At 73.7% G+C, this 21,320-nt stretch carries 19 protein-coding genes and 1 pseudogene; 11 read left to right on the forward strand and 9 right to left on the reverse strand.

Annotated features, from left to right (window positions below):
- Positions 1-97 precede the first annotated feature (97 nt).
- The gene (locus ACFV5H_RS33675) at positions 98-2,530 is read left to right on the forward strand and encodes a right-handed parallel beta-helix repeat-containing protein (RefSeq protein ID WP_385055935.1); all 2,433 of its coding nucleotides are present in this window, start codon (positions 98-100) and stop codon (positions 2,528-2,530) included.
- On the opposite strand, the gene ACFV5H_RS33680 is transcribed toward ACFV5H_RS33675, so the two are convergent.
- Positions 2,500-4,842 (reverse strand): hypothetical protein, encoded by a 2,343-nt coding sequence (locus tag ACFV5H_RS33680; protein WP_385198602.1) that lies wholly within the window; start codon positions 4,840-4,842, stop codon positions 2,500-2,502. The genes ACFV5H_RS33675 and ACFV5H_RS33680 overlap by 31 nt on opposite strands.
- Positions 4,843-5,128: 286 nt before the next feature.
- On the opposite strand from ACFV5H_RS33680, the gene ACFV5H_RS33685 reads away from it, so the two are divergent.
- Together ACFV5H_RS33685 and ACFV5H_RS33690 are read left to right on the forward strand one after the other, a co-directional pair.
- The gene (locus tag ACFV5H_RS33685; RefSeq protein ID WP_085573928.1) at positions 5,129-5,977 is read left to right on the forward strand and encodes a DeoR/GlpR family DNA-binding transcription regulator; all 849 of its coding nucleotides are present in this window, start codon (positions 5,129-5,131) and stop codon (positions 5,975-5,977) included.
- 53 nt (positions 5,978-6,030) lie between these two features.
- A pseudogene (locus ACFV5H_RS33690) lies at positions 6,031-6,500 on the forward strand (SRPBCC family protein).
- A gap of 3 nt (positions 6,501-6,503) precedes the next feature.
- Here the strand turns inward: ACFV5H_RS33690 and ACFV5H_RS33695 are convergent.
- Positions 6,504-7,628, reverse strand: coding sequence for a PLP-dependent cysteine synthase family protein (locus ACFV5H_RS33695; protein ID WP_385055945.1), 1,125 nt, complete (start codon positions 7,626-7,628; stop codon positions 6,504-6,506).
- Between the two features lie 333 nt (positions 7,629-7,961).
- Between ACFV5H_RS33695 and ACFV5H_RS33700 the strand changes: the two genes are divergently transcribed.
- The gene (locus ACFV5H_RS33700; RefSeq protein WP_030865918.1) at positions 7,962-8,285 is read left to right on the forward strand and encodes a hypothetical protein; all 324 of its coding nucleotides are present in this window, start codon (positions 7,962-7,964) and stop codon (positions 8,283-8,285) included.
- 183 nt (positions 8,286-8,468) lie between these two features.
- Positions 8,469-9,014, forward strand: coding sequence for an ATP-binding protein (locus ACFV5H_RS33705; RefSeq protein ID WP_385055948.1), 546 nt, complete (start codon positions 8,469-8,471; stop codon positions 9,012-9,014).
- Positions 9,015-9,156: 142 nt separating this feature from the next.
- Here the strand turns inward: ACFV5H_RS33705 and ACFV5H_RS33710 are convergent, their stop codons facing one another.
- Entirely contained in the window at positions 9,157-9,444 is a 288-nt protein-coding gene (locus ACFV5H_RS33710) for an SHOCT domain-containing protein (RefSeq protein WP_385055950.1), read from the reverse strand.
- Between the two features lie 189 nt (positions 9,445-9,633).
- Between ACFV5H_RS33710 and ACFV5H_RS33715 the strand changes: the two genes are divergently transcribed.
- A complete protein-coding gene (locus ACFV5H_RS33715; RefSeq protein WP_385198603.1) occupies positions 9,634-10,197 on the forward strand; it encodes a TetR/AcrR family transcriptional regulator in 564 nt (187 codons plus the stop codon).
- Positions 10,198-10,227: 30 nt separating this feature from the next.
- The gene (locus tag ACFV5H_RS33720; RefSeq protein WP_385055955.1) at positions 10,228-10,812 is read left to right on the forward strand and encodes a DUF4865 family protein; all 585 of its coding nucleotides are present in this window, start codon (positions 10,228-10,230) and stop codon (positions 10,810-10,812) included.
- Between the two features lie 82 nt (positions 10,813-10,894).
- Here ACFV5H_RS33720 and ACFV5H_RS33725 read toward each other — a convergent pair whose 3' ends face one another.
- The 4 genes from ACFV5H_RS33725 to ACFV5H_RS33740 are packed head-to-tail and all read right to left on the reverse strand — an operon-like array spanning position 10,895 to position 14,198.
- On the reverse strand, positions 10,895-11,317 hold the full coding sequence (locus ACFV5H_RS33725; protein WP_385055958.1) for a PPOX class F420-dependent oxidoreductase: 423 nt from the start codon (positions 11,315-11,317) through the stop codon (positions 10,895-10,897).
- Positions 11,318-11,349: 32 nt separating this feature from the next.
- On the reverse strand, positions 11,350-12,285 hold the full coding sequence (locus tag ACFV5H_RS33730) for an NAD(P)-dependent oxidoreductase (RefSeq protein WP_385198604.1): 936 nt from the start codon (positions 12,283-12,285) through the stop codon (positions 11,350-11,352).
- Entirely contained in the window at positions 12,269-13,510 is a 1,242-nt protein-coding gene (locus tag ACFV5H_RS33735; protein WP_385055963.1) for an ROK family protein, read from the reverse strand. The genes ACFV5H_RS33730 and ACFV5H_RS33735 overlap by 17 nt, the downstream gene beginning before the upstream one ends.
- Positions 13,511-13,547: 37 nt before the next feature.
- Positions 13,548-14,198, reverse strand: coding sequence for an alpha-ketoglutarate-dependent dioxygenase AlkB family protein (locus ACFV5H_RS33740; protein ID WP_385198613.1), 651 nt, complete (start codon positions 14,196-14,198; stop codon positions 13,548-13,550).
- Positions 14,199-14,284: 86 nt separating this feature from the next.
- On the opposite strand from ACFV5H_RS33740, the gene ACFV5H_RS33745 reads away from it, so the two are divergent.
- On the forward strand, positions 14,285-15,418 hold the full coding sequence (locus tag ACFV5H_RS33745) for a methyltransferase (RefSeq protein ID WP_385198606.1): 1,134 nt from the start codon (positions 14,285-14,287) through the stop codon (positions 15,416-15,418).
- A gap of 1 nt (position 15,419) precedes the next feature.
- Here ACFV5H_RS33745 and ACFV5H_RS33750 read toward each other — a convergent pair whose 3' ends face one another.
- On the reverse strand, positions 15,420-16,286 hold the full coding sequence (locus ACFV5H_RS33750; protein ID WP_385055969.1) for a ketose-bisphosphate aldolase: 867 nt from the start codon (positions 16,284-16,286) through the stop codon (positions 15,420-15,422).
- A 40-nt stretch (positions 16,287-16,326) separates the two neighbouring features.
- The gene (locus tag ACFV5H_RS33755) at positions 16,327-17,208 is read right to left on the reverse strand and encodes an SIS domain-containing protein (RefSeq protein WP_385198608.1); all 882 of its coding nucleotides are present in this window, start codon (positions 17,206-17,208) and stop codon (positions 16,327-16,329) included.
- Positions 17,209-17,345: 137 nt separating this feature from the next.
- Here ACFV5H_RS33755 and ACFV5H_RS33760 point away from each other — a divergent pair, with 137 nt between their 5' ends.
- The 3 genes from ACFV5H_RS33760 to ACFV5H_RS33770 all read left to right on the forward strand — a co-directional run bounded on the left by ACFV5H_RS33760 (position 17,346) and on the right by ACFV5H_RS33770 (position 20,853).
- Positions 17,346-18,125 (forward strand): DeoR/GlpR family DNA-binding transcription regulator, encoded by a 780-nt coding sequence (locus ACFV5H_RS33760; protein ID WP_385198609.1) that lies wholly within the window; start codon positions 17,346-17,348, stop codon positions 18,123-18,125.
- A gap of 65 nt (positions 18,126-18,190) precedes the next feature.
- Positions 18,191-20,026 carry a glycoside hydrolase family 15 protein gene (locus ACFV5H_RS33765; RefSeq protein WP_385055977.1) on the forward strand — a complete coding sequence of 612 codons (1,836 nt, stop codon included), beginning with the start codon at positions 18,191-18,193 and terminating at the stop codon, positions 20,024-20,026.
- Between the two features lie 152 nt (positions 20,027-20,178).
- Positions 20,179-20,853: a phosphatase PAP2 family protein gene (locus ACFV5H_RS33770; protein WP_385055980.1), complete on the forward strand. Its 675-nt coding sequence runs from the start codon at positions 20,179-20,181 to the stop codon at positions 20,851-20,853.
- Positions 20,854-21,320: the final 467 nt, after the last annotated feature.

Below are 21,320 nucleotides of genomic sequence, written 5' to 3' on the forward strand. Positions count from 1 at the left end.
GTGCCCGCGCGCACGCTACGGTGGTCCGGCCGAACCGATCGGCGGCAACACGCGCGCGAACGAGCCACGTACGACAAGGTGGGGGCACAGCTACGCCATGGCACAGGGCACGGTCCAGGTGACGCACACCGGCACATCGAGGTGGCGGCGCCGCACGGGTGAGTACGCATCGCTCGCCGCCGCCCTGGAGGCCGCGGCCGAGGGCGACGTCCTCACCGTCGCCCCCGGGACCTACCGGGAGAACCTCGTCGTGCAGCGGGCGGTGACCCTGCGCGGCCCCGAGGGCTCACCCGGCTCGGTACGCATCGCGCCCCCGGACGGCGTTCCGCTGACCGTGCGCGCCTCGGCGGTGGTCCAGGACCTGCACGTGGAGGGGCAGGACGCCACCGCACCGGCCGTGCTGGTCGAGGGGGGCACCCCGGAGCTGCGCGACATACGCGTGGTCACCCGGTCCGCGGCCGGCATCGAGGTGCGCGGCGGCGCCCGGCCCACGGTGCGCCGCTGCACGGTCGACAACCCGGCGGGCGCCGGCATCGCCGTACTGGACGGCGGGGGCGGGGTGTTCGAGGAGTGCGAGGTGGTCGCCGCGGGGCAGGCGGGGGTCACCGTGCACGGCGGCGCCCACCCCCGCCTCGAGCGCTGCCGGGTGCACCACGCCTCAGGCTCGGGACTGACCGCGACCGGGGACAACTCGGCGCTGGAGGCGGTGGGTTGTGAGGTCTACGAGGTGCGGGGCAGCGGTGTCCAGGTCACCGGCCGGGCCACCGCGCACCTCACCGACTGCGATGTGCACCGGACGACCGGGGACGGCGTCACGCTCGACACGGACGCGGTGCTGACGCTGGCCGACTGCCGGATCCACGACATCCCGGAGAACGCGGTCGACCTGCGGTCCCGTTCGGTGCTCACCCTGACCCGCACCAGCGTGCGGCGGTTCGGCCGCAACGGTCTGTCGGTGTGGGACCCGGGCACGCGCGTGGACGCCAACCAGTGCGAGATCTTCGACAGCACCGGTGACTACCCCGCGGTGTGGGTGAGCGACGGCGCCACCGCCGTACTGGACTCCTGCCGGGTGCACGACGTGCCGGACGCCCTGTTCGTGCTCGACCGCGGTTCCCGCGCGGACGTCGTCGACAGCGATCTGACGCAGGTGCGCAACACGGCCGTGTCGGTGAGCGACGGCGCCACCGCGCAGCTCGACGACTGCCGGATCCGGGAGGCGGCGACGGGCGCCTGGTTCCGCGACCACGGCAGCGGCGGCACCCTCGACAACTGCTCCCTGGACGGCGTGCAGACCGGCGTGATCGTCACCAAGGGTGCCGACCCGACCGTCGAGCGCTGCACCGTCGACTCCCCCGCCGAGGCCGGTGTCTACGTCTCGGCCGGCGGCCGCGGCACCTTCGTGAACTGCCGGGTCACGGGCAGCGGCGGCTACGGCTTCCATGTGATCGACGGCAGCCGCACGACGCTGCGGAAGTGCCGTACGGAGCGCTGCGCGCGCGGTGGGTACGAGTTCGCCGAGGGCGACGCGGCGTCCGGTTCGGGCGGTCCCGTCGTGGAGGACTGCACCAGCGACGAGAGCGGGAGCCTGAAGCCGGCGGCGGCACCGGAGCCGGCCGCCGTGCGGACGGTGAGCCACACCACCGGCCTGCTGAGCTCCGTTCCCGCCGCCCGCACGGCCGAGCCGGCACCGCCCGCCCCCGAGCCGGAGCGGGAGGCCCGCACCTCCAAGGCCGTGCTCGGGGAACTCGACGCGCTGGTGGGCCTGGAGAGCGTCAAGCGCGAGGTGCGCGCCCTCACCGACATGATCGAGGTGGGCCGGCGCCGGCAGCGGGCGGGCCTGAAGGCGGCGTCGGTCAAGCGGCATCTGGTGTTCACCGGCTCCCCCGGCACCGGCAAGACCACCGTGGCCCGTCTGTACGGCGAGATCCTCGCCTCGCTCGGGGTGCTGGAGCAGGGGCATCTGGTCGAGGTGTCCCGGGTCGACCTGGTCGGCGAGCACATCGGCTCCACGGCCATCCGCACCCAGGAGGCGTTCGAGAAGGCGCGCGGCGGTGTGCTGTTCATCGACGAGGCGTACGCGCTCTCCCCGGAGGACGCCGGGCGCGACTTCGGCAAGGAGGCCATCGACACGCTGGTGAAGCTGATGGAGGACCAGCGGGACGCGGTGGTGGTGATCGTGGCCGGCTACACGGCCGAGATGGAGCGGTTCCTGTCGGTCAACCCTGGTGTGGCGTCCCGTTTCTCGCGGACGATCACCTTCGGCGACTACGGCCCCGAGGAGCTGCTGCGGATCGTGCGGCAGCAGGCCGAGGAGCACGAGTACCGGCTGGCGCCGGGCGCCGACGAGGCGGTGCTCGCGTACTTCGCCGACATACCCAAGGGGCCCGCGTTCGGCAACGGGCGCACCGCGCGGCAGACCTTCGAGGCGATGGTCGAGCGGCACGCGAGCCGGGTGGCCCAGCTCGCCGAGCCGACCACCGACGACCTGACGCTGCTCTACGCCGAGGACCTGCCCACGCTGCCCTGATCGTCGCCGGGTTCCCCCACCCGCCGGGGTGCCGGGACGTCCGGCCGCAGGCGGGCGAGCAGCCGGTGCCGTTCCTCGGCGAACGCCGGGTCGGCCTGGTAGCCGGAGTGGCCGAGGATCGGCGAGGGCAGGGGGTGGGCCTCGGTGCGGCCGTAGGCGAGGGGGTCCTGGAGCGCGGGGCGGTCCACGGCGGGGCCGCAGTCGCCGGGCAGCCGCATCGGGCCGCCGATGGGGTCGGTGCGCCGGTGGAGGTTGCGCCAGCAGTCGACCTCCCGGTGCAGGGAGCCGAGCGCGTCCGGGCCGAAGTGGGCGGGGAACCAGCGGCCGTACAGCCGCTCCAGCGGGGAGCCGTAGGTCAGCAGCGCGACGCGTCTGCGGGTGGACGGCGCGAGCTGCCAGGCCGTGGCGGCGGCGAGGACGCTGCCCTGGGAGTGGCCGGAGATCACCAGCCGGCCGCCGGTGGTCCGGGTCCAGGTGGCGATCCGCCAGGTCAGGTCGGGCACCGCGCGCTCGGCGTAGCAGGGCGGCGCGAAGGGGTGCGCGGCGCGCGGCCAGAAGGTGCCGACATCCCACAGGATGCCGATGGTGCGCCGCGCGGAGGCGTCCTTGTAGGCGCGGCGGCCCGAGGCGACGAGGAGTACGAAACCGAGTCCGATCAGCCAGGAGCCCAGCGCCTGCGCGGTCTCGGCGGCGCCGTGGACGACGGCGTACGAGCCCCGTGCCGCCTCGCCGGGTGTCTTGTCGGTGGTCAGGGCGCCGACGAGGGCGCCGGCGCCCAGCAGCAGGGTCGCGGCGGAGGTGGCGGCGAGGACGCGCGGCGCGCGGTCGGTGAGGGCGGCCATGGCGCGCACGGAGGCGATACGACGGGTGCGGCCGGGGTCGCCCGCCTCTCCGGGGTACTCGCGTTCCACGGCGGCACGCTCCGCGCGCGCCGTCCGCCAGGCGCGCCGGGCGAGCCGGCCGCACAGCAGCAGCACCAGGACGAGCAGCGGCGGGATCACGGACGCCTGCCAGGTGAGCAGCACCGGCGGGCCGGGGATCGAGGTCCCGGTGCCGTCCAGCCAGTCGGAGACCCGCTGGGAGACGCCGCCGGACATGACGCCGCCCAGCGCGCAGGCGAGCATGGCGACCGCCGGTCCGGCCAGGCCCCGTATCGCGGCGCGCCGGTCGGGGTCGGTGCGGTGCAGGCTGTGGGCGACCCCGGCGAGCACGATCACCAGCAGGCCCTGGGCGAGGGCGAGGGCGCCGAAGGCGGCGTCGCCCGGCAGCCTGCCCGCCGACTCCCAGCCGGGGCGCTCCCACCCGGCGTGGAGCAGGGTGAGGGCGAGCAGGACGAGGGCGGCGAGCGGCAGGTACCGCACCAGGTGCCGGTCGAGTCCGGCGTCCAGTCGGCGTTCGGTGCGGCCCCGGCGGCACACCACCCACACCACGGCGCACGCCCCGGCGGCCAGCGCCGCCTCCAGGAGGACGCCCAGGACACCCAGGGCGGCCGGCCCGCCCGGCTCGCGGTCGTGGCGGGCGGCGGCGGAGCCGACCGCGGCGGCGACGGTGAGCAGTCCGGCGGCGGTGTGCGCGGCGCGCAGCCGGGCGACCAGTCGTCGGCCGTACCAGAAGCCGGGCCTGCTCAGTGCGGTGCGCCCGCCGTCCTCCTCGGGCTCGGGGTCGTGGGTCATCGGCTGCTGGGACTCGTACGCGCTCCAGGTGCGCAGGGACAGGAACCACAGCAGGCCGGTGAGGGCGGCCGGCACCAGGGCGGCCAGCGCCAGCCTGCGGCCCGGCGTGCTCCACCAGCCGCCGTCGGACGTCCCGGGCGAGAGGAAGCCGAGCCAGGAGTGCCGTTCGGCGCACGCGCGCGTGCCCGCGCACTGCCATGCGGCCAGGTCGAGGGCGACCTCGCAGGCGGCCGCGACGAGCAGCACCGTCAGGCTGAGTCCGGCCAGCCGCACCAGCAGCCCGTACAGCCGGACCGCGCGCCGGCGGCCGTGGGCGGTGGGGCGCATCCAGTGGGCGAGGTTGACCACCATGAAGGGGAGCAGCAGCAGCCACAGGGCGCGGGTGCCGTTCCCGGAGGTGAGGTTGCACCAGACGTAGGCCTCGGGGACGGGCCCCTCGCGCCGTCCGGCGGGCCGGTGCTCCGCGTCGGCGTCGTCGGCGCGGCGGAACACGGCGGCTATGTCGTCACCGGTGATCCGCACCGTGCGCGGGTCGTCGAGCATCTCCTCGGGGGTGGTGCCTCCCACCCCGTGGACCAGGAGTTCCAGGGCGGTCCCCTCGGTGCCCTCGGCCGGTCCGTGTCGCTGCGCGCTCTCCACTGATTCGCACTTCCCCCGTGACGCCCCGTCGGATCCGTCCGTGCGGGCACAGGATCTCCCGTGGCGGAACGGCTCACACCTCTCGTCACGTAATCTCCCCGATCCGTGTGACAGGCAAGCGACACGCGGAACATCAATGACATGTGCGCGACGAACCACCGGTGACGCCGCGCGGGGCACGGCATGCGAGGATGGGACGTCCGCGCACCGATGACGGTCGGAAACCTGCTCGTCGCGGAGGGTGCGGGCGTGTCGGACGGTTTGCGGCGAAAGGACCGGAGCGTACGTGAGCGAGAATCAGAACCTGCTCGCGGAGCAGCGGCGCACCCTGATCCTCGACGAGGTCCGGCGCCGGGGCGGGGTCCGGGTCAACGAGCTGACCCGCAAGCTCGGCGTGTCGGACATGACGGTCCGCCGCGACCTCGACGCGCTGGCCCGGCAGGGCGTGCTGGAGAAGGTGCACGGCGGCGCGGTCCCGGTGGTGGAGGCGAGCACGCACGAGCCCGGCTTCGAGGCCAAGTCGGGCCTGGAGCCGACCGCCAAGGAGGACATCGCGCGGGCGGCGGCCGAACTGGTCTCCCCCGGCGCGGCGATCGCGCTCTCGGGCGGTACGACGACCTTCGCGCTGGCGCACCGACTGCTCGACGTTCCCGACCTCACGGTGGTCACCAACTCGGTGCGGGTGGCCGATGTGTTCCACGCGGCGCAGCGCACGTCGGGGACCCGGCAGGGCGCGGCCACGGTCGTCCTGACCGGCGGGGTGCGCACGCCGTCCGACTCGCTGGTGGGGCCGGTGGCCGACCAGGCGATCGCGGCGCTCCACTTCGATCTGCTGTTCCTCGGGGTGCACGGCATATCGGTGGAGGCGGGGCTGTCGACGCCGAACCTCGCGGAGGCGGAGACCAACCGGCGTCTGGTGCAGTCGGCCCGGCGGGTGGTCGTGGTCGCCGACCACACCAAGTGGGGCACGGTGGGGCTGAGTTCGTTCGCGTCCCTGGAGCAGGTCGACACCCTGGTGACGGATTCCGGGCTGCCCGCGGGGGCGCGCGCGGAGGTGTCCGAGCATCTGCGGCGGCTGGTCGTGGCGGGTGAACCCGCGGAGGACGCGGAGACCTCGGAGGCCGCGGACATCTGATGGCCCGACAGCCGGCCGCCGGGGCCGGATAACTCGTCGAAGGGGACACGCCCATGGCTCACCGTCTGCGCCCCGTGGGGCACGAGTTCGTCCGGGCGGCGCCCGTACGTCTGGTCTTCGGGCGGGAGATCGCCGCCGCGCCGGAGCGGGTGTACCGCGCGCTCGCCGAGGACGTGACCGGCTGGACGGAGTGGTTCGGGGCGGTCACGCTCTCACGCCCCTCGACGACGGCGCGGGGCGTGAGATCCGGCTCCGGGGCGGCACCCGGTTCCGCGAGACGGTCCTCGTGGCCGAGGAGCCCGGGGTGTACGCCTACCGCGTCGACGTGACGAACGCGCCGGGCGCCCGTGCCATGGCCGAGGAGTGGCGGCTCGCTCCCGCCGGGACGGGCACGCGGGTGCGGTGGACGTTCGCGGCCGACGGCACCGTACCCTTCCGGCTCGCGCTGAAGGCCGCCCGGCCGGGGCTGGGGCGGGCGTTCCGCTCCGCGGTGACCTCGCTGGACCGCAGGCTCGCGGGATAGCTCTCAGTCGGGCCAGACGCCGGTCCGCAGCAGGGACTCGATCGCCGCCGTGTACGGCGCGATGTCCAGGCCCTGCCCGTCCAGCCAGGCGTCCGAGTAGTACTTGTCCAGGTACCGGTCCCCCGGGTCGCACAGCAGCGTCACCACGCTTCCCCGCCGCCCGTCCGCCACCATCTCCGCGACGATCTTGAGCGCGCTCCACAGCCCTGTGCCGGTGGAGCCGCCCGCCTTGCGGCCGATGACCCGCTCCAGGGCCCGCACCGCGGCGACACTGGCCGCGTCGGGCACCTTCATCATCCGGTCGATCGCGCCGGGCACGAAGCTCGGCTCCATACGGGGCCGGCCGATGCCCTCGATACGGGAGCCGCGGTCGCAGGCGACGCCCGGATCGCCGGTGGTCCAGCCCTGGAAGAAACACGAGTTCTCCGGGTCGGCGACACAGACGCGGGTGTCGTACTGCATGTAGTGGACGTAGCGCGCGAGGGTCGCCGAGGTGCCGCCGGTGCCGGCCGTGGCGACGATCCACGCGGGTTCCGGGAACCGCTCCGACCCCATCTGGCGGAAGATCGATTCGGCGATGTTGTTGTTGCCCCGCCAGTCGGTGGCCCGCTCGGCGTAGGTGAACTGGTCCATGTAGTGGCCGCCGGTCTCCGCCGCGAGGGCGGCGGACGCCTCGTACATCGTGCGGGGGTCGTCCACGAAGTGGCACCGACCGCCGTGGAACTCGATCAGGCGGCACTTCTCGGCGCTCGTCGTGCGCGGCATGACGGCGATGAAGGGCACGCCGATCAGCTTCGCGAAGTACGCCTCCGACACGGCCGTGGAGCCACTGGACGCCTCGATCACCGGGCGGCCCGGACGGATCCAGCCATTGCACAGCCCGTAGAGGAAGAGCGAACGGGCCAGCCGGTGCTTGAGGCTGCCGGTCGGGTGGGTCGACTCGTCCTTCAGGTAGAGGTCGATGCCCCACCGCTCGGGCAGCGGAAAGCGCAGCAGATGGGTGTCGGCCGAGCGGTTGGCGTCGGCCTGCACCCTGCGCACGGCCTCTTTCAGCCAGGCCCGGTAGGCGGCGTCGCTGTGGTCGACGTCGAGGGTGGCACCGGTCAGGGTCTGTCGGGGAGTGCTCACGGCAGGGCTCCTTACGCTGAGCGCCGACGGCGTCTCACGCGGCCGGCACTCCGATCATAAGCACCATCCGCACCACCTCCCACCTGCATAAACACTCCTTTGAGCCACTCAAAGGCACCCCTGGGGCGCGCAGCGTGGCGACAGGGGGGCGCATTGGCGCGAGTGCACCCCGAGCCCCGGGGAACGGTGGTGCGCGCACTGGTGCTCGGCGGCGGGTGCGGGCAGACTGCACCGGCGTGAGCAGGGCCCCGTACGGGGGCACACTGGAGCTGGGCAGGAGCCGGCCCGTGGAGCACGGTCCGGCACACCGACGCGCACAAGGGGGCGGGTGGCATGGCGGAGCCGGAGTTCACGGCCACGGGCGTGCGGATCGGCAAGCGGCTGCGTTCGCTCACCCGGGCCGGCCAGGTCCGGATCAGCGAGGGCCGGCTGGAGCTGCTCACCAGCTACGGCAGCGAGATCGACAGCGCGCCGGTGCAGGCGGTACGGGCGTCCAGGCCCTGGTTCGCGCCCGAGGACCGGGCGCTCGCGGACCTCAACGGCAACCGGTACTCGCTGACCCTGGGCGATCACGACCCCGCGCCGGGTGAACCCGGCCCGCCCGCCGCCAGCCGTTTCATCGAGGCCGTGCGCCGGGCGTCGGGGCGTGGCGCCTGAGATGTCCGTGACTTGCGTCACTTCGCCTCGTACGTCACGCTGGTCTCACGTCACTCTGGGTTTACCGGCGATAACGCTGCGAACCAGCCCGCCGGCCACGACAGCAGGCGGCAGTGTCACGCAGGCGCCCTGCTGGATCCGCCTTCCGTGTTCTTCCGGACCTCACGTCGGGGAGTCGCAGCCGTGATCACTCACCCAAGCAGGCACTGCGCGGTGGAGCTCCAAGCCCTGCCGTCGCGGATCGGCCAAGTCCGCAGAATCGTATCTGCACAGTTGCGCTACTGGCATATGGACTCATTGATAGACCGGGCATCGCTCGGTGTGACGGAGTTGTTGTCCAACGTCCACCGGCACGCCCAGCCCGACAAGACGTGCACCGTCGAGATCGAGCTGCTGCTCGACCGGCTCAAGGTGTCGGTGCACGACCACGACCCGCGCCTGCCGGTCATGGCGGACGCGAGCCCGCTCGCCACGTGCGGGCGCGGGCTGGCGATGGTCGCCGCGATGAGTGAGAGCTGGGGCGCGGTGCCGGACGGCGAGTCCGGCAAGGTCGTGTGGTTCACCCTGCCGACACCGTCCGCGACCGCCGCGCCCGCCTGGGACCGGCAACCGCGGATCACGGCCGGCGAGCCCGCCGACCACCGCTTCGCGGAGGTCGCCCTCGTGGAGCACACCACCGGGGACCACCACACCGAACGGGCCCCCGCCCGCTCCACCGTCCCCGGCTGACACGGGCGACCGGCGGGCCGGGTGGGGAGCCGGTGGCGGAGCCACCGGCTCCCCACCCGGCGCACCTCACCGAGGACATCGCCACCGGGGCGTGAGCCGCTTCCGTGCCCGGAACGGAGCGGGGGCGAGGCGTCTCGGAACGTCATCGCGCACCGCCCTTGCCGTGCCGGCCGAACTGCTCGTCCAGGACGGACAGCCGCCGCCAGTACTCGTCCTCGTCGATCTCGCCGGAGGCGAAGCGGTGGCCGAGCACCGCGATGGGCGAGGTGTCCTCCACCGTGGGCCGCCCGGGGCCGGGCCCGCGGCGTCCGCGCCACACCGCGCGGCGCAGCAGGGCGATGCCGCCGCCGATGACCAGGGCCCAGATCACGGGGAGGAACAGGATCCACGGGCCGGGCCCGCCGTCGCCGAAGTGCGCCAGGGTCTGCATGATCGTCCATCTCCTCGGATGCGCTGTCTCGTCGCTCCTTGTGCGACATCTCCGAGCGTCGTCCCACGAGGGGGGCCGGGGCGTCGTACGGCCGGCGGCACTGTGCGTACCTCGCGGGGAGTACGCGGACGGCCGCGTCCCGCCGAGGATCACTCGACTTCTGTAACTACTGGTATGTACAGTGCGGGCATGAGCACCTCGGAGCGGCTGATCGAGTCCACCCGCGAGCTGCTGTGGGAGCGCGGCTACGTGGGCACCAGCCCGAAGGCGATCCTGGAGCGGTCGGGCGCGGGCCAGGGCAGCATGTACCACCACTTCAGGGGCAAGCCCGACCTCGCGCTGGCCGCGATCCGGCGGACCGCCGAGGAGATGCGGACCACCGCCGAAGCGGTCCTCGCCGGGCCGGGCACGCCGTACGAGCGCATCGAGGCGTATCTGCTGCGCGAGCGCGACGTCCTGCGCGGCTGTCCGGTCGGGCGGCTCACCATGGACCCGGACGTCATCGCCGACGACGCGCTGCGCGCCCCGGTCGACGAGACCCTGGACTGGCTGCGCACGCGGCTCACCGGGATCGTCGAAGAGGGCAGGGAGCGGGGCGAGTTCGCGTCCGTGCTCGACAGCGCGGAGATCGCCGCGGCCGTCGTCGCGACCGTCCAGGGCGGCTATGTACTGGCCCGTGCCTCCGGCTCCCCCGCCGCCTTCGACGCGGGGGTGCGCGGTCTGCTCGCGCTGCTCGCGCCGCGAGAGCGCTGACCCCGTCAACTTCCGTCGAGGAGAACTCCGTTGCACGCCCTGCAGTACGAACTCACCCTGCCCGCCGACTACGACATGGGGATCGTCCGGGACCGGGTGGCCCGGCGCGGGCACCTGCTCGACGCGTGGCCGGGCCTCGGCGTCAAGGCGTACCTGGTGCGTGAGCGCGGGGTGCACGGCTCGCCGGTCAACCAGTACGCGCCGTTCTACCTCTGGAACACCGTGGAGGGCATGAACGCCTTCCTCTGGGGCGGCGGCTTCCAGGGCATCGCCGACGACTTCGGGCGTCCCCCGGTGCGGCAGTGGACCGGCCTGGCGTACGAGGAGGGGGTGGCCGCGGATGCTCCGGCCGCCGTCGCCGTACGGCACCGGCGTCCCGTGCCGGACGGGGTGCGGGTGGGTGAGGCGGCCGAGGAGGCGGTGGAGGAGTGCGGGCGGCTGGCCGGCCGGGACGGCGCGGTGCTCGCGGCGGTCGCCGTGGACACCGCCCGCTGGGAACTGGTGCACTTCTCGCTCTGGGCGCGGGACACGCCCGGGGCGGACGGCGAGGTCTTCCAGGTGCTGCACCTGTCGGCGCCGGAGCGGGACGCACTGTCCCGGGGACGCCGGTGGTGAGCTCGGTCCGCACCGCCCCCACCGGGCATCCCGGCCGGTCCTTCGCCGTCGGCCGGCGCTGAGGCCGGCCGGGCACCGGTGGTCAGCCGCCTGCCTGGTCGCTGTCCTTCATCGCGCCCCAGCCGTGCCAGCGGTCGACCTCGAGCCAGCCGCTGACCCTCGCCCGCTCCCGGTCCGGGTACGGGTTGCCGGTGTAGTGGCGGGAGAGGCGGTCGATGTCGGCCAGGTCCTCGTCGTCGTAGATCTCGGTCACCCGGCCGATCAGGGTGACGTGGGTGTACCAGCCGTCGCCGTCCAGGACCGTGAGGGTGACGCGGGGGTCGCGGCGGACGTGCTTCAGACGCACCCGGCCCTCGTCGAAGTTGATCAGCGCGCGGCCGTCCTCCCACAGGTACCAGGTGGGGGTGGACACGGGCGCGCCGTCGGAGCGCAGCGTGGCCATGACGCAGGGGTTGGCCTTGCGCAGCAGGTCTTGTGCCTCGGGGGGAAGCGGGGGCTTGGACACTACGGACTCCTTCGTGCTCGCGGCTCGGCCGATCAGGTGGTGGGGTCGTCGTCGAAGCTGGCGTAGTAGGCGGCGGCCATGTCCTCGTCGCCGTGGCCCCGGGCGTCGGCCCGCTCGAACCGTTCGGCGCTCGCGACGGCCACGTCCAGGCGGACGCCGTGCTGCTCACCGGCCCGCACGATCAGTCTGGCGTCCTTCGCCGCGGTCGTCACGGCGAACTGGGCCGGGGTCAGCCGCCCGTCGAGGATCATCCCGGCCTTGGCGTGCAGGTAACCCATGTCGAGCGGGCCGCCGGCGATGAGGTCGAAGAAGCCGTCCGGTGCGACGTCGAGGGCCTTGGCCAGGGCGAGGGCCTCACCGGCGGCGGTGGTCGCGGCGAGCACCCAGCTGTTGGCGACCAGCTTCAGGCGGGTCGCGCCGGCCGTGGCCCCGTCCTCCCCGGCCCACACGGTGCGGGCGCCCACCGCGTCGAACACCGGTGCCACCCTGTCCCGGCCCTCGGCCGGTCCGGCGGCGAGGACGGTGAGCTGTCCGGCCTCGGCGGGCTGACGGGTGCCGAGGACCGGTGCGTCGTAGAAGAGCAGGCCGTGCTCGCGGGCGAAGCCGGCCAGTTCGGCGACGCCCTCGATGCCCGCGGTGGTGGACTGCGCCCAGACGGTTCCGCCGCGCAGGGCGAGGGCGGCCCGGCGCATCGTCTCCAGGGTGGCCGGGCCGTCGTACAGCATGGTCAGCACGACATCGGCGGACTCGACCGCCTCGGCGGGGGTGCCGGCGATGTGCGCGCCGTCGGCGGCGAGCGGTTCGGCCTTCGCTCGGGTGCGGTTCCAGGCCCGTACGGTGTGCCCCGCGCGGAGGAGGCTGCGGGCCATCGCCGCGCCCATGATGCCGGTACCCAGGACGCTGACGGTGAGCTTGTCGGTCATGACTCCGCTTTCTGTCTGGCGGGCTGCCTCATCGCACCAGTGCACCGAGAGGATCGTCCAGCACCGGCTGCCAGGCCAGTTCCGCCGCGCCGACCAGGCTGTTGTGGTCCAGGGTGCAGGGGAGGATGGGGACGCCGCCACTGCGGCCCCACAGGCTGCGGTCGGCGACGACGGCGCGGAGCCGGTCCGGGTCGGCCTCCAGCAGGGTGCGGTGCAGTCCGCCGAGGATGATCCGGTCCGGGTTGAGGATGTTCACCAGTCCGGCGAGGCCGAGGCCGAGGCGGTCGATGAGGGACTCGGTGGCGGTGCGCACGTCCGGGTCGTCGTACTGGCCGTGGATCAGGTCGTCGGCCTGCCTCAGCAGGGACATCTCGGGGCCCGGCGCGCGGCCCGCCGCGGTGAGCAGGGCCAGTGGGTCCGCCTCGACGTCGAGACAGCCGCGGCTGCCGCAGTGGCAGGGACGGCCCTCGGGGTTGACGGCGAGGTGCCCGACCTCCAGGGCGAGACCCGAACTGCCCGAGTGCAGGCGCCCGTCGAGCACCAGCGCGCCGCCCACCCCGCGGTGGCCGGTGGCCACGCACAGCAGGTCGCGGGAGCCGCGCCCGGCGCCGTGCCGGTGTTCGGCGAGGGCGGCGAGGTTGACGTCGTTGGCCGCGAAGGCGGGCCCGTCCAGGCCGGCCGCGCGCACCTGCTCGGCGAAGATCTCCCGCACCGGGGCGCCCGCCGGCCAGGCCAGGTGCAGGGGGTTGAGGGCCAGCCCCTCCGGTTCGGCCACCGCCGACGGCACGGCGAGCCCGGCGCCCACGCACCGCCGTCCGGTCTCCTCCAGCAGTTCGGCGCCGGCCGCGACGACGGAGCCGAGCACCTTCGCCGGGTCGGCGTCGACGACCTCGCAGCCGGGCGCCGTGGCGACGATACGGCCGCCGAGCCCGACCAGGGCCGCCCGGAAACCGTCGGCGTGCACCTGCGCGGCGAGCGCCACGGGCCCGTCCTCGGCGACCGAGAGCCGGTGCGAGGGGCGCCCCTGGGAACCTGCCGCCGCGCCGGGCCGGGCGTCCACCCGGATCAGCCCGAGCGCCTCCAGTTCGGCGGCGACCGCGCCGGCCGTCGCGCGGGTCACGCCGAGTTCGGCGGTGAGCACCGCGCGGGTCGGCGCGCGTCCGGTGTGCACGAGCTCCAGCGCGGGTCCGAGCGCGCCGCGCCCCCGGTCCAGCCGCGCCCTCGAGGTGGTCCCTTCCCCCGCCGGCCGGGGGTCCGCCTTCCCGCTCATGAGGGCGAGTCTCCCATGATCCGCAACCGGAGGCGGACTACAGACCACTGACCCGCAGCGTGATGTTCAGTCTTCCGGCCAGTCCCAATTCGGGCGGTGCCGTGCCCGCGTGCACCCGGGGGACGCCGTGGTACGCGAGCCGGGAGCGCCCGCCGAAGACGAACAGGTCGCCGCTGCGCAGCTCCACGTCCGTCCAGGGGCGGTTCCGCGTCACCGTGTTGCCGAAGCGGAAGACGCAGGTGTCGCCGAGGCTCAGCGACACCACGGGCGCGTCCGACTCCTCGTCGCCGTCACGGTGCATGCCCATACGGGCGTCGCCGTCGTAGAAGTTGACGAGCGCGATGTCGTACGCGGCACCGCGCGCGGCGTCCGCGCCCAGCGCGTCGGTCACCGCGCGGCGGCCCAGCTCCCCGAGCCGGCCGGGGAAGGGTTTCACCGGTGAGCCGTCACCGTCGACGACGGTACGGGCGTAGCCGTACGGGTACCAGTGCCACCCGAGGCACACCTGCCGGGCGGTCATGATGCCGCCGCCGGGCGTGCGGACCGTACGGAGTCCGGCGGGCGGCCGGGCCCACTCCCGGCACGCTTCCAGCAGCTCGCGCTGCTCCCGCGCGTCCAGCCAGTCCGGCACGCGCACCGCGCCGGGCGCGATCTCGCCGCGTTCCCTGGGGAACAGCCCGGCGTCCATGCCTCCCATGCCTCCCATGCCTCCCATCCTGCCGGACGCGCCCTGAGCTGCGGCTGGGCTAGCCTGGTCGGACGATGAACGACCGTATGACGACTGCGTGGGGCGAGCCGGTGCTGGCCAGGTTCCCCGAGGATCCGCGGGACAGGCTGCGGGCCTGGGACGCGTCCGACGAATATCTCCTCGGGCATCTCGCCGACCGGCAGGTCCCGCTGTCCGGCGCGGTCGTGGTCGTCGGCGACCGCTGGGGCGCGCTGGTGACGGCGCTCGCCGCGCACCGGCCGACGCAGATCACCGACTCCTGGCTCGGGCAGGAGGCGACCCGCGCGAACCTGGCCCGCAACGGCGTCGAGCCGGGCGCGGTCCGGCTGCTCACCACGCAGGATCCCCCGCCGGCCCGGATCGACGTGCTGCTCGTCCGGGTGCCGAAGAGCCTGGCGCTGCTGGAGGACCAGCTGCTGCGGCTGGCGCCGGCGGTGCACGCGGGCACGGTCGTCGTCGGCACCGGCATGGTGAAGGAGATCCACACCTCGACGCTGGACCTCTTCGAGCGGATCCTCGGCCCGACCAGAACCTCGCTCGCCGAGAAGAAGGCCCGGCTGATCCTCTGCACGCCTGACCCCGCGCGGGAGCGTCCCGCGAACCCCTGGCCGTACCGCTACACGCTGCCCGACGGCATCGGCCCGGTGTCGGGCGCGACGGTCGTCAACCACGCCGGTGTCTTCTGCGCCGACCGCCTCGACATCGGCACCCGGTTCTTCCTGAAGCACCTGCCCGCCGGCAGGGACGGCGGACGGGTGGTGGACCTGGGCTGCGGCAACGGCGTCGTCGGTACGGCGATGGCGCTGGCGGATCCGCGCGCCGAGGTGCTGTTCGTGGACGAGTCGTTCCAGGCGGTGGCGTCCGCGCAGGCCACGTACCGGGAGAACGACGTGCCCGGACACGCCGAGTTCCGGGTCGGCGACGGCCTGTCGGGCATACCGGCCGACAGCGTCGACCTGGTCCTGAACAACCCGCCCTTCCACTCCCACCAGGCGACCACCGACGCCACGGCCCGGCGCATGTTCACCGGCGCCCGGCGCACCCTGCGCCGGGGCGGCGAACTGTGGGTGATCGGCAACCGCCACCTGGGGTACCACGTGAGGCTGCGGCGGCTGTTCGGCAACAGTGAAGTGGTGGCGTCGGACCCGAAGTTCGTGGTCCTGAAAGCCGTGAAGCGGTAGCTCAGGACTCCGCGGGGGCCGGTTCCAGCACCTCGATGATCGCCGTCACCGCCCGTGTCATCGCCTCCCGGCCCACCGTGAGGTAACCGCGGGAGTCGACCGCCCCGGGGTGGGCGGTGAGGAACTCCCTGATCGCGCCGGTCATGGCGATGTTCAGGGCCGTTCCCACATTGACCTTGGCGATGCCGCCCGTGACCGCCGCGGCGAGTTCGTCGTCGGGGAGGCCGGAGGAGCCGTGCAGGACGAGGGGGACGTCCAGGGTGGTGACCAGCCGTTCGAGGAGGGTGTGGTCGAGGGCGGCGGTGCGGGTGGTCATGGCGTGGGTGGTGCCGATGGCGACGGCCAGCGCGTCCACGCCCGAGTCGGCGACGAAGGCGCGGGCCCGGCCGGGGTCGGTACGGGCGCCCGGGGCGTGGGCATCCGGCGCGGCCTGCCCGTCCTTGCCGCCGATCTCGCCCAACTCGGCCTCGATCCACAGCCCTTGGGCGTGGGCCCAGTCGACGGCGGCCCGGGTCGCGGCGAGGTTGTCGGCGTAGGGCAGCCGGGCCGCGTCGTACATCACGGAGCCGAATCCGGCGTCCGGGGCCTGGCGCAGCAGGGTGTCGCTCTGTACGTGGTCGAGGTGCAGGGCGACGGGGACGGTGGCGCGTTCGGCCGCGGCGACGGCGGCGCGGGCGAGCGGGAGCAGCCGGCCGTGGCGGAACTTCACGGCGTTCTCGCTGACCTGGAGGACGACGGGGGCGTTCGCCGACTCGGCGCCGGCGATGACGGCCTCGACGTGTTCGAGGGTGATGATGTTGAACGAGGCGACCGCCGAGCGGTGGGCGGCGGCGCGGGTGACGAGCTCGCCGGTGGTGGTGAGGGGCACGGTCCGTCCTTTCCTGCGGGGTTCCGTACTTTCCGACGGGTCAGGGTGCGAGGACGACCGAGCGGGTGAGGTGGCGGGGCCGGTCGGGGTCCAGGCCGCGGGCCGCGGCGACGGCGACCGCGAGCCGCTGGACGCGGACGAGTTCGGCGAGCGGGTCGAGGGTGCCCTCGATCCACAGCCCGCCGGTGTCCCGCACCTGCCGGGCCAGCCCCTCAGGGGCGTCACCGAACATCCAGGTCGCGGTGGTGGAGGTGGTGATGCTGATGGGTCCGTGCCGGTACTCCATCGCCGGGTAGGACTCCGTCCAGGCGAGGGCCGCCTCGCGCATCTTCAGTGCGGCCTCGTTGGCCGGACCGACGCTCCAGCCGCGGCCGAGGAAGGTGAACTGGTCGCGGTCCACGAGCCCTTCGGGCAGCGGGTCGGCCAGCGCCGTACGCCCGTCCTCGACGACCGCGTCGGAGTGCAGGCCCAGATGGGCGCGGAGCAGGGTGAGGGCCGTGGTGGCGAACCGGGTCTGGACGACGGAGCGTTCGTCCGCGTAGTCGAGGACGACCGTCTCGTCGGCGAGTGACATCACGGGGGTGGCCGGATCGGCGGTGACCGCGGTGGTACGGGTGCCGCCCTTCAACCGGCCCAGCAGGTCGAGGACTTCGGTGGTGGTCCCGGAGCGGGTGAGGGCGACGACACGGTCGTAGGCCCGGTGGTGCGGGAACTCCGAGGCGGCGAAGGCGTCGGTCTCGCCCTGGCCCGCGTCCTCGCGCAGGGCCGCGACCGCCTGCGCCATGAAGTACGACGTCCCGCAGCCGACCACCGCGACCCGCTCCCCCGTTGCCGGCAGCACCGGGGCGTGGGAGGAGGCCTGCGCGGCGGCGCGGCTCCAGCACTCGGGCTGACTGCTCAGTTCGTCCTCGACATGGGTCATGCCGCACCCCCGAAGGCTTGATGATTGTTCTTGCAACATTGAGCGAGGTTTCGAGCAAAATCAAGCATCCGGCCGAAGGTCGGGTGCGTTAGGGTCGCCGAAGACCAAGAGGGACCAAGGGGACGACGGGAGGGCGGATGTCGCGGGACGCCCGCTGGAAGACGCTGCTGGAGCTGCTCGTCGAGCGCGGCCGGCTGGACGTCGAGGAGGCGGCCGGCGAACTGGCGGTGTCGGCCGCGACGATCCGGCGCGACTTCGACCAGCTCGCCGAACAGCAGATGCTGGTGCGCACCCGTGGCGGCGCGGTGGTGCACGGGGTGTCGTACGAACTGCCGCTGCGCTACAAGACCGCGCGGCACGCCTCCGAGAAGCAGCGCGTCGCGAAGGCGGTGGCGGATCTCGTCGCGCCGGGCGAGGCGGTCGGGCTGACCGGCGGTACGACCACCACGGAGGTGGCGCGGGCACTGGCCGTACGCGGAGACCTCGCCTCGGGCTCGCCCGCGCTGACCGTGGTGACGAACGCGCTCAACATCGCCAACGAGCTGGCCGTGCGCCCCCAGTTCAAGATCGTGCTGACCGGCGGGGTGGCGCGGGCCCAGTCGTACGAGCTGGTCGGGCCGCTCGCGGACGGAGTGCTGGGGCAGATCACCCTCGATGCGGCGGTGCTCGGTGTCGTCGCCTTCGACGCCGTGCACGGGGCGGCGGCCCACGACGAGGCGGAGGCGGCGATCAACCGGCTGCTGTGCGAGCGGGCCGAGCGGGTGATCGTGGCCGCCGACTCCAGCAAACTGGGCCGGCGGGCGTTCGCCCGGATCTGTGCCGCCGAGCAGGTGGACACCCTGGTCACGGACACGGGCGCGAACCCGGAGACGGTACGCCGCTTCGAGGAGGCGGGACTACGGGTCGTGGTGACCTGAGCCGGTCCGGCCGAAGCTGCCTAAGCTGGCACATGAGCACGGCGTGCCGGCCCAGGGAGGCTGCGATGGACGGGACGACCAGGGAACGGGACGAGTCCCGCACGCGCCGGTACGTGCCGATCGCCGACCACGGGCTGATCGGTGATCTGCGCAGCGTGGCGCTGGTGGGCACCGACGGCACCATCGACTGGTACTGCTGCCCGTCCTTCGACGCGCCGAGCGTGTTCGGCGCGATCCTGGACACCGAGCGGGGCGGCTGCTTCGAACTGGCGGCGTCCGTGCCGGCCCGCACCAAGCAGTTCTACTTCCCCGACACCAATGTCCTGATCACCCGGTTCTTCGCCGAGGACGGGGTCGGTGAGGTGCAGGACTTCATGCCGGTCGGCGGCACGTCGGCCGACGAGGCCCGGCACCGGCTGATCCGGCGGGTGCTGTGCGTACGCGGCTCCGTGCCGTTCCGGACGCTGGTGGCGCCGCGGTTCGATTACGGCTCCCGCCCGCACACCGTACGGCTGACCGAGGGCATCGCGGTCTTCGACTCCGAGGAACTGTCCCTGGCGCTCACCGCGACCGTCCCGCTGGAGACCGCCGGGCCGGACGTACGGGCCGAGTTCAAGCTGGCCGAGGGGGAGACGGCGGTGTTCGCCCTGGACCAGGTCGGCCCGGAGGTGACGCCGAGCCGCTGCGAGTGCGGGGAGGCGGAGCGGCAGTTCGCCGCGACGGTGGCGTACTGGAGGCGATGGCTGTCCTCCTCGCGGTACCGGGGCCGCTGGCGGGAGATGGTGCACCGCTCCGCCCTCACCCTGAAGCTGCTCACCTACGCGCCGACCGGGGCGATCGTGGCGGCGCCGACGACCAGCCTGCCCGAGGAGCTCGGCGGGGAACGCAACTGGGACTACCGGTACGTATGGGTGCGCGACGCGGCGTTCTGCGTGTACGCGCTGCTGCGGCTGGGCTTCACCGAGGAGGCCGAGGCGTTCATGGGGTTCGTCTCCCGGCACATCAGTCCGGGAGACTGCAAGGCCTCCGGCCCGCTGCAGATCATGTACGGCATCGACGGCCGCACCGACCTCCCCGAACGTGAACTCGGCCATCTGGAGGGCCACCACGGCTCGGCACCGGTCCGCGTCGGCAACGCGGCGGCCGACCAGCTCCAACTGGACGTCTACGGAGCGCTGATCGACTCCATCTACCTCTACGACAAGTGGGCCGAGCCCGTCTCCAGCGAGCAGTGGGACCATGTGACGGCGCTGGTGAACTGGGTGTGCGCGCACTGGGACCAGCCCGACGAGGGCATCTGGGAGACACGCGGCGGACGGAAGAACTTCCTGTACTCGCGCCTGATGTGCTGGGTGGCGATCGAGCGCGCCATCCGCATGGCCAACCGGCGGGGCCTGCCCGCCGATCTCCCCCGCTGGCAGTCGAGCCGCGACACCATCTACCGGCGGATCATGAGCCATGGCTGGTCGGCGTCGCGCCGGGCCTTCGTGCAGCACGAGGACGGGGACGTGCTGGACGCGGCGATCCTGATGATGCCGCTGTCGAAGTTCATCGCGCCGACCGACCCGAAGTGGCTGTCGACGCTCGACTCCCTCACCGAGGACCTGGTGTCCGACTCGCTGGTCTACCGCTACGACCCGCTGGTGAGCCCCGACGGACTGCACGGCGACGAAGGCACGTTCTCCATCTGCTCGTTCTGGTACGTCGAGGCGCTGACCCGCGCCGGGCGCCTCGACGAGGCGTCCCTCGCCTTCGAGAAGATGCTGACCTACGGCAACCATCTCGGCCTGTACGCCGAGGAGATCAGTCACACCGGGGAGCAACAGGGGAACTTCCCACAGGCGTTCACCCACCTCGCCCTGATCAGCGCCGCGTTCAACCTGGACCGCGCCCTGGGCTGAGGCGCCGCGGACACGCAGGCGGGCGAGGTCCTGGACAGGACCGGCACGGTGGCCACGGGCCGGCCGGCCGGGGTGGGCGAGTGCATGCGGATGGATCATGCGTACCGTGGGCACCTGGTGATTCGTCGACGATGCCACCGCGGGAGAGACAGATGAGCGAGCCGCCCACCACCGACCACCAGGACGTCACCCGTCCGCTCACCAAGCCCGTACCGCCCGCCGACGGACTGCGCAGGGTCGTCTCCGCGGTCCTCGGCGACCTCAGGGCCGTGGACGGCGCCCTGTACGCGGCGGTCGCCGCCACGCCGACGCCGACGCTCGACCGGGCGCTGCGCAGGCTGTCCCACACGGCCGACCACTCCAAGATCTCGTTCGCCATCGCCGGGGTCCTCGCACTGAGCGGGGCGCGGCCGCGGCGGGCGGCGCTGGCCGGGGTCGGCGCCATAGCCGTGGCGTCGGCGTCGGCGAACCTGCTGGGCAAGCGGCTGGTCCGCAGGGCCCGGCCGGACCGGGAGGCGGCACGGGTGACCGTGGACCGGCACGTGCCGATGCCGACGTCGGCATCGTTCCCCTCGGGGCACACGGCGTCGGCGGTCGCGTTCGCGACGGCGGTGGGCACGGTGCTGCCCGCGGCGTCGGTCCCGTTGGGGGCGCTGGCGTGTGCGGTGGGGTACTCGCGGGTGCACACGGGTGTGCACTATCCGGGTGACGTGGCCGCCGGGGCGATTCTGGGCATCGCCAGTGCGGCCACCGCTCTGGCCGTGGGGACGGCCCATCTTCCCGCGTCGTACGCCCCTGGCCGGAGGCGGATCACCTGGCGGCGGTGAGGGCGGGGTTCCGCAGCCCGACGGCTTTACGGGGTGCCCCGCGTTGGTGTGGGCCGGGGGTGGGTCTGCGTGACCCGGCGCTCTGCGGGGTGCCCCGGCGTGAGTGTGAGCCGGGAGTGGGTTGCGCAGCCCGACGCTTACGGGGTGCCTCCCCCACTCTCGGCTTCGCTCGAGCGGGAGGTACCCCCACCGCCCACCCGTGCCGCCCCAGCGGCACGACTGCCCGCGGGAACGCGGGGAGCGGCAGCACGACTGCCCGCGGATAGCGGAAGACGGCGGGGCGGCGCTAGACAGTCGCGTACGGCGGGAAGGGGACGGGGCGGGGGTGGCCGCCCGCAGCGGCTGGCGCGTCCGCGCCCCGCACCCCCTCCGAGTGACGTGATCCGCGCCAGTCCGAGGACGGACACCCCCGACCCCGGCCCCGCCCCCCCCCCCCCCCCCCCGCCCCCCCCACCCCCCCCCCCCCC

It is taken from the genome of Streptomyces sp. NPDC059787, from assembly GCF_042732315.1.
GTDB lineage: Bacteria > Actinomycetota > Actinomycetes > Streptomycetales > Streptomycetaceae > Streptomyces > Streptomyces atrovirens.

Excerpts from the sequence above, each read along its gene's own strand:
- ACFV5H_RS33675 (WP_385055935.1), top strand. The coding sequence starts at position 98 with ATGGCACAGGGCACGGTCCAGGTGACGCACACCGGCACATCGAGGTGG.
- ACFV5H_RS33700 (WP_030865918.1), top strand. The coding sequence starts at position 7,962 with ATGGCGGAGCCGGAGTTCACGGCCACGGGCGTGCGGATCGGCAAGCGG.
- ACFV5H_RS33710 (WP_385055950.1), bottom strand. The coding sequence starts at position 9,444 with ATGCAGACCCTGGCGCACTTCGGCGACGGCGGGCCCGGCCCGTGGATC.
- ACFV5H_RS33715 (WP_385198603.1), top strand. The coding sequence starts at position 9,634 with ATGAGCACCTCGGAGCGGCTGATCGAGTCCACCCGCGAGCTGCTGTGG.
- ACFV5H_RS33735 (WP_385055963.1), bottom strand. The coding sequence starts at position 13,510 with ATGAGCGGGAAGGCGGACCCCCGGCCGGCGGGGGAAGGGACCACCTCG.
- ACFV5H_RS33740 (WP_385198613.1), bottom strand. The coding sequence starts at position 14,198 with ATGGACGCCGGGCTGTTCCCCAGGGAACGCGGCGAGATCGCGCCCGGC.
- ACFV5H_RS33745 (WP_385198606.1), top strand. The coding sequence starts at position 14,285 with ATGACGACTGCGTGGGGCGAGCCGGTGCTGGCCAGGTTCCCCGAGGAT.
- ACFV5H_RS33755 (WP_385198608.1), bottom strand. The coding sequence starts at position 17,208 with ATGACCCATGTCGAGGACGAACTGAGCAGTCAGCCCGAGTGCTGGAGC.
- ACFV5H_RS33760 (WP_385198609.1), top strand. The coding sequence starts at position 17,346 with ATGTCGCGGGACGCCCGCTGGAAGACGCTGCTGGAGCTGCTCGTCGAG.
- ACFV5H_RS33765 (WP_385055977.1), top strand. The coding sequence starts at position 18,191 with ATGGACGGGACGACCAGGGAACGGGACGAGTCCCGCACGCGCCGGTAC.
- ACFV5H_RS33770 (WP_385055980.1), top strand. The coding sequence starts at position 20,179 with ATGAGCGAGCCGCCCACCACCGACCACCAGGACGTCACCCGTCCGCTC.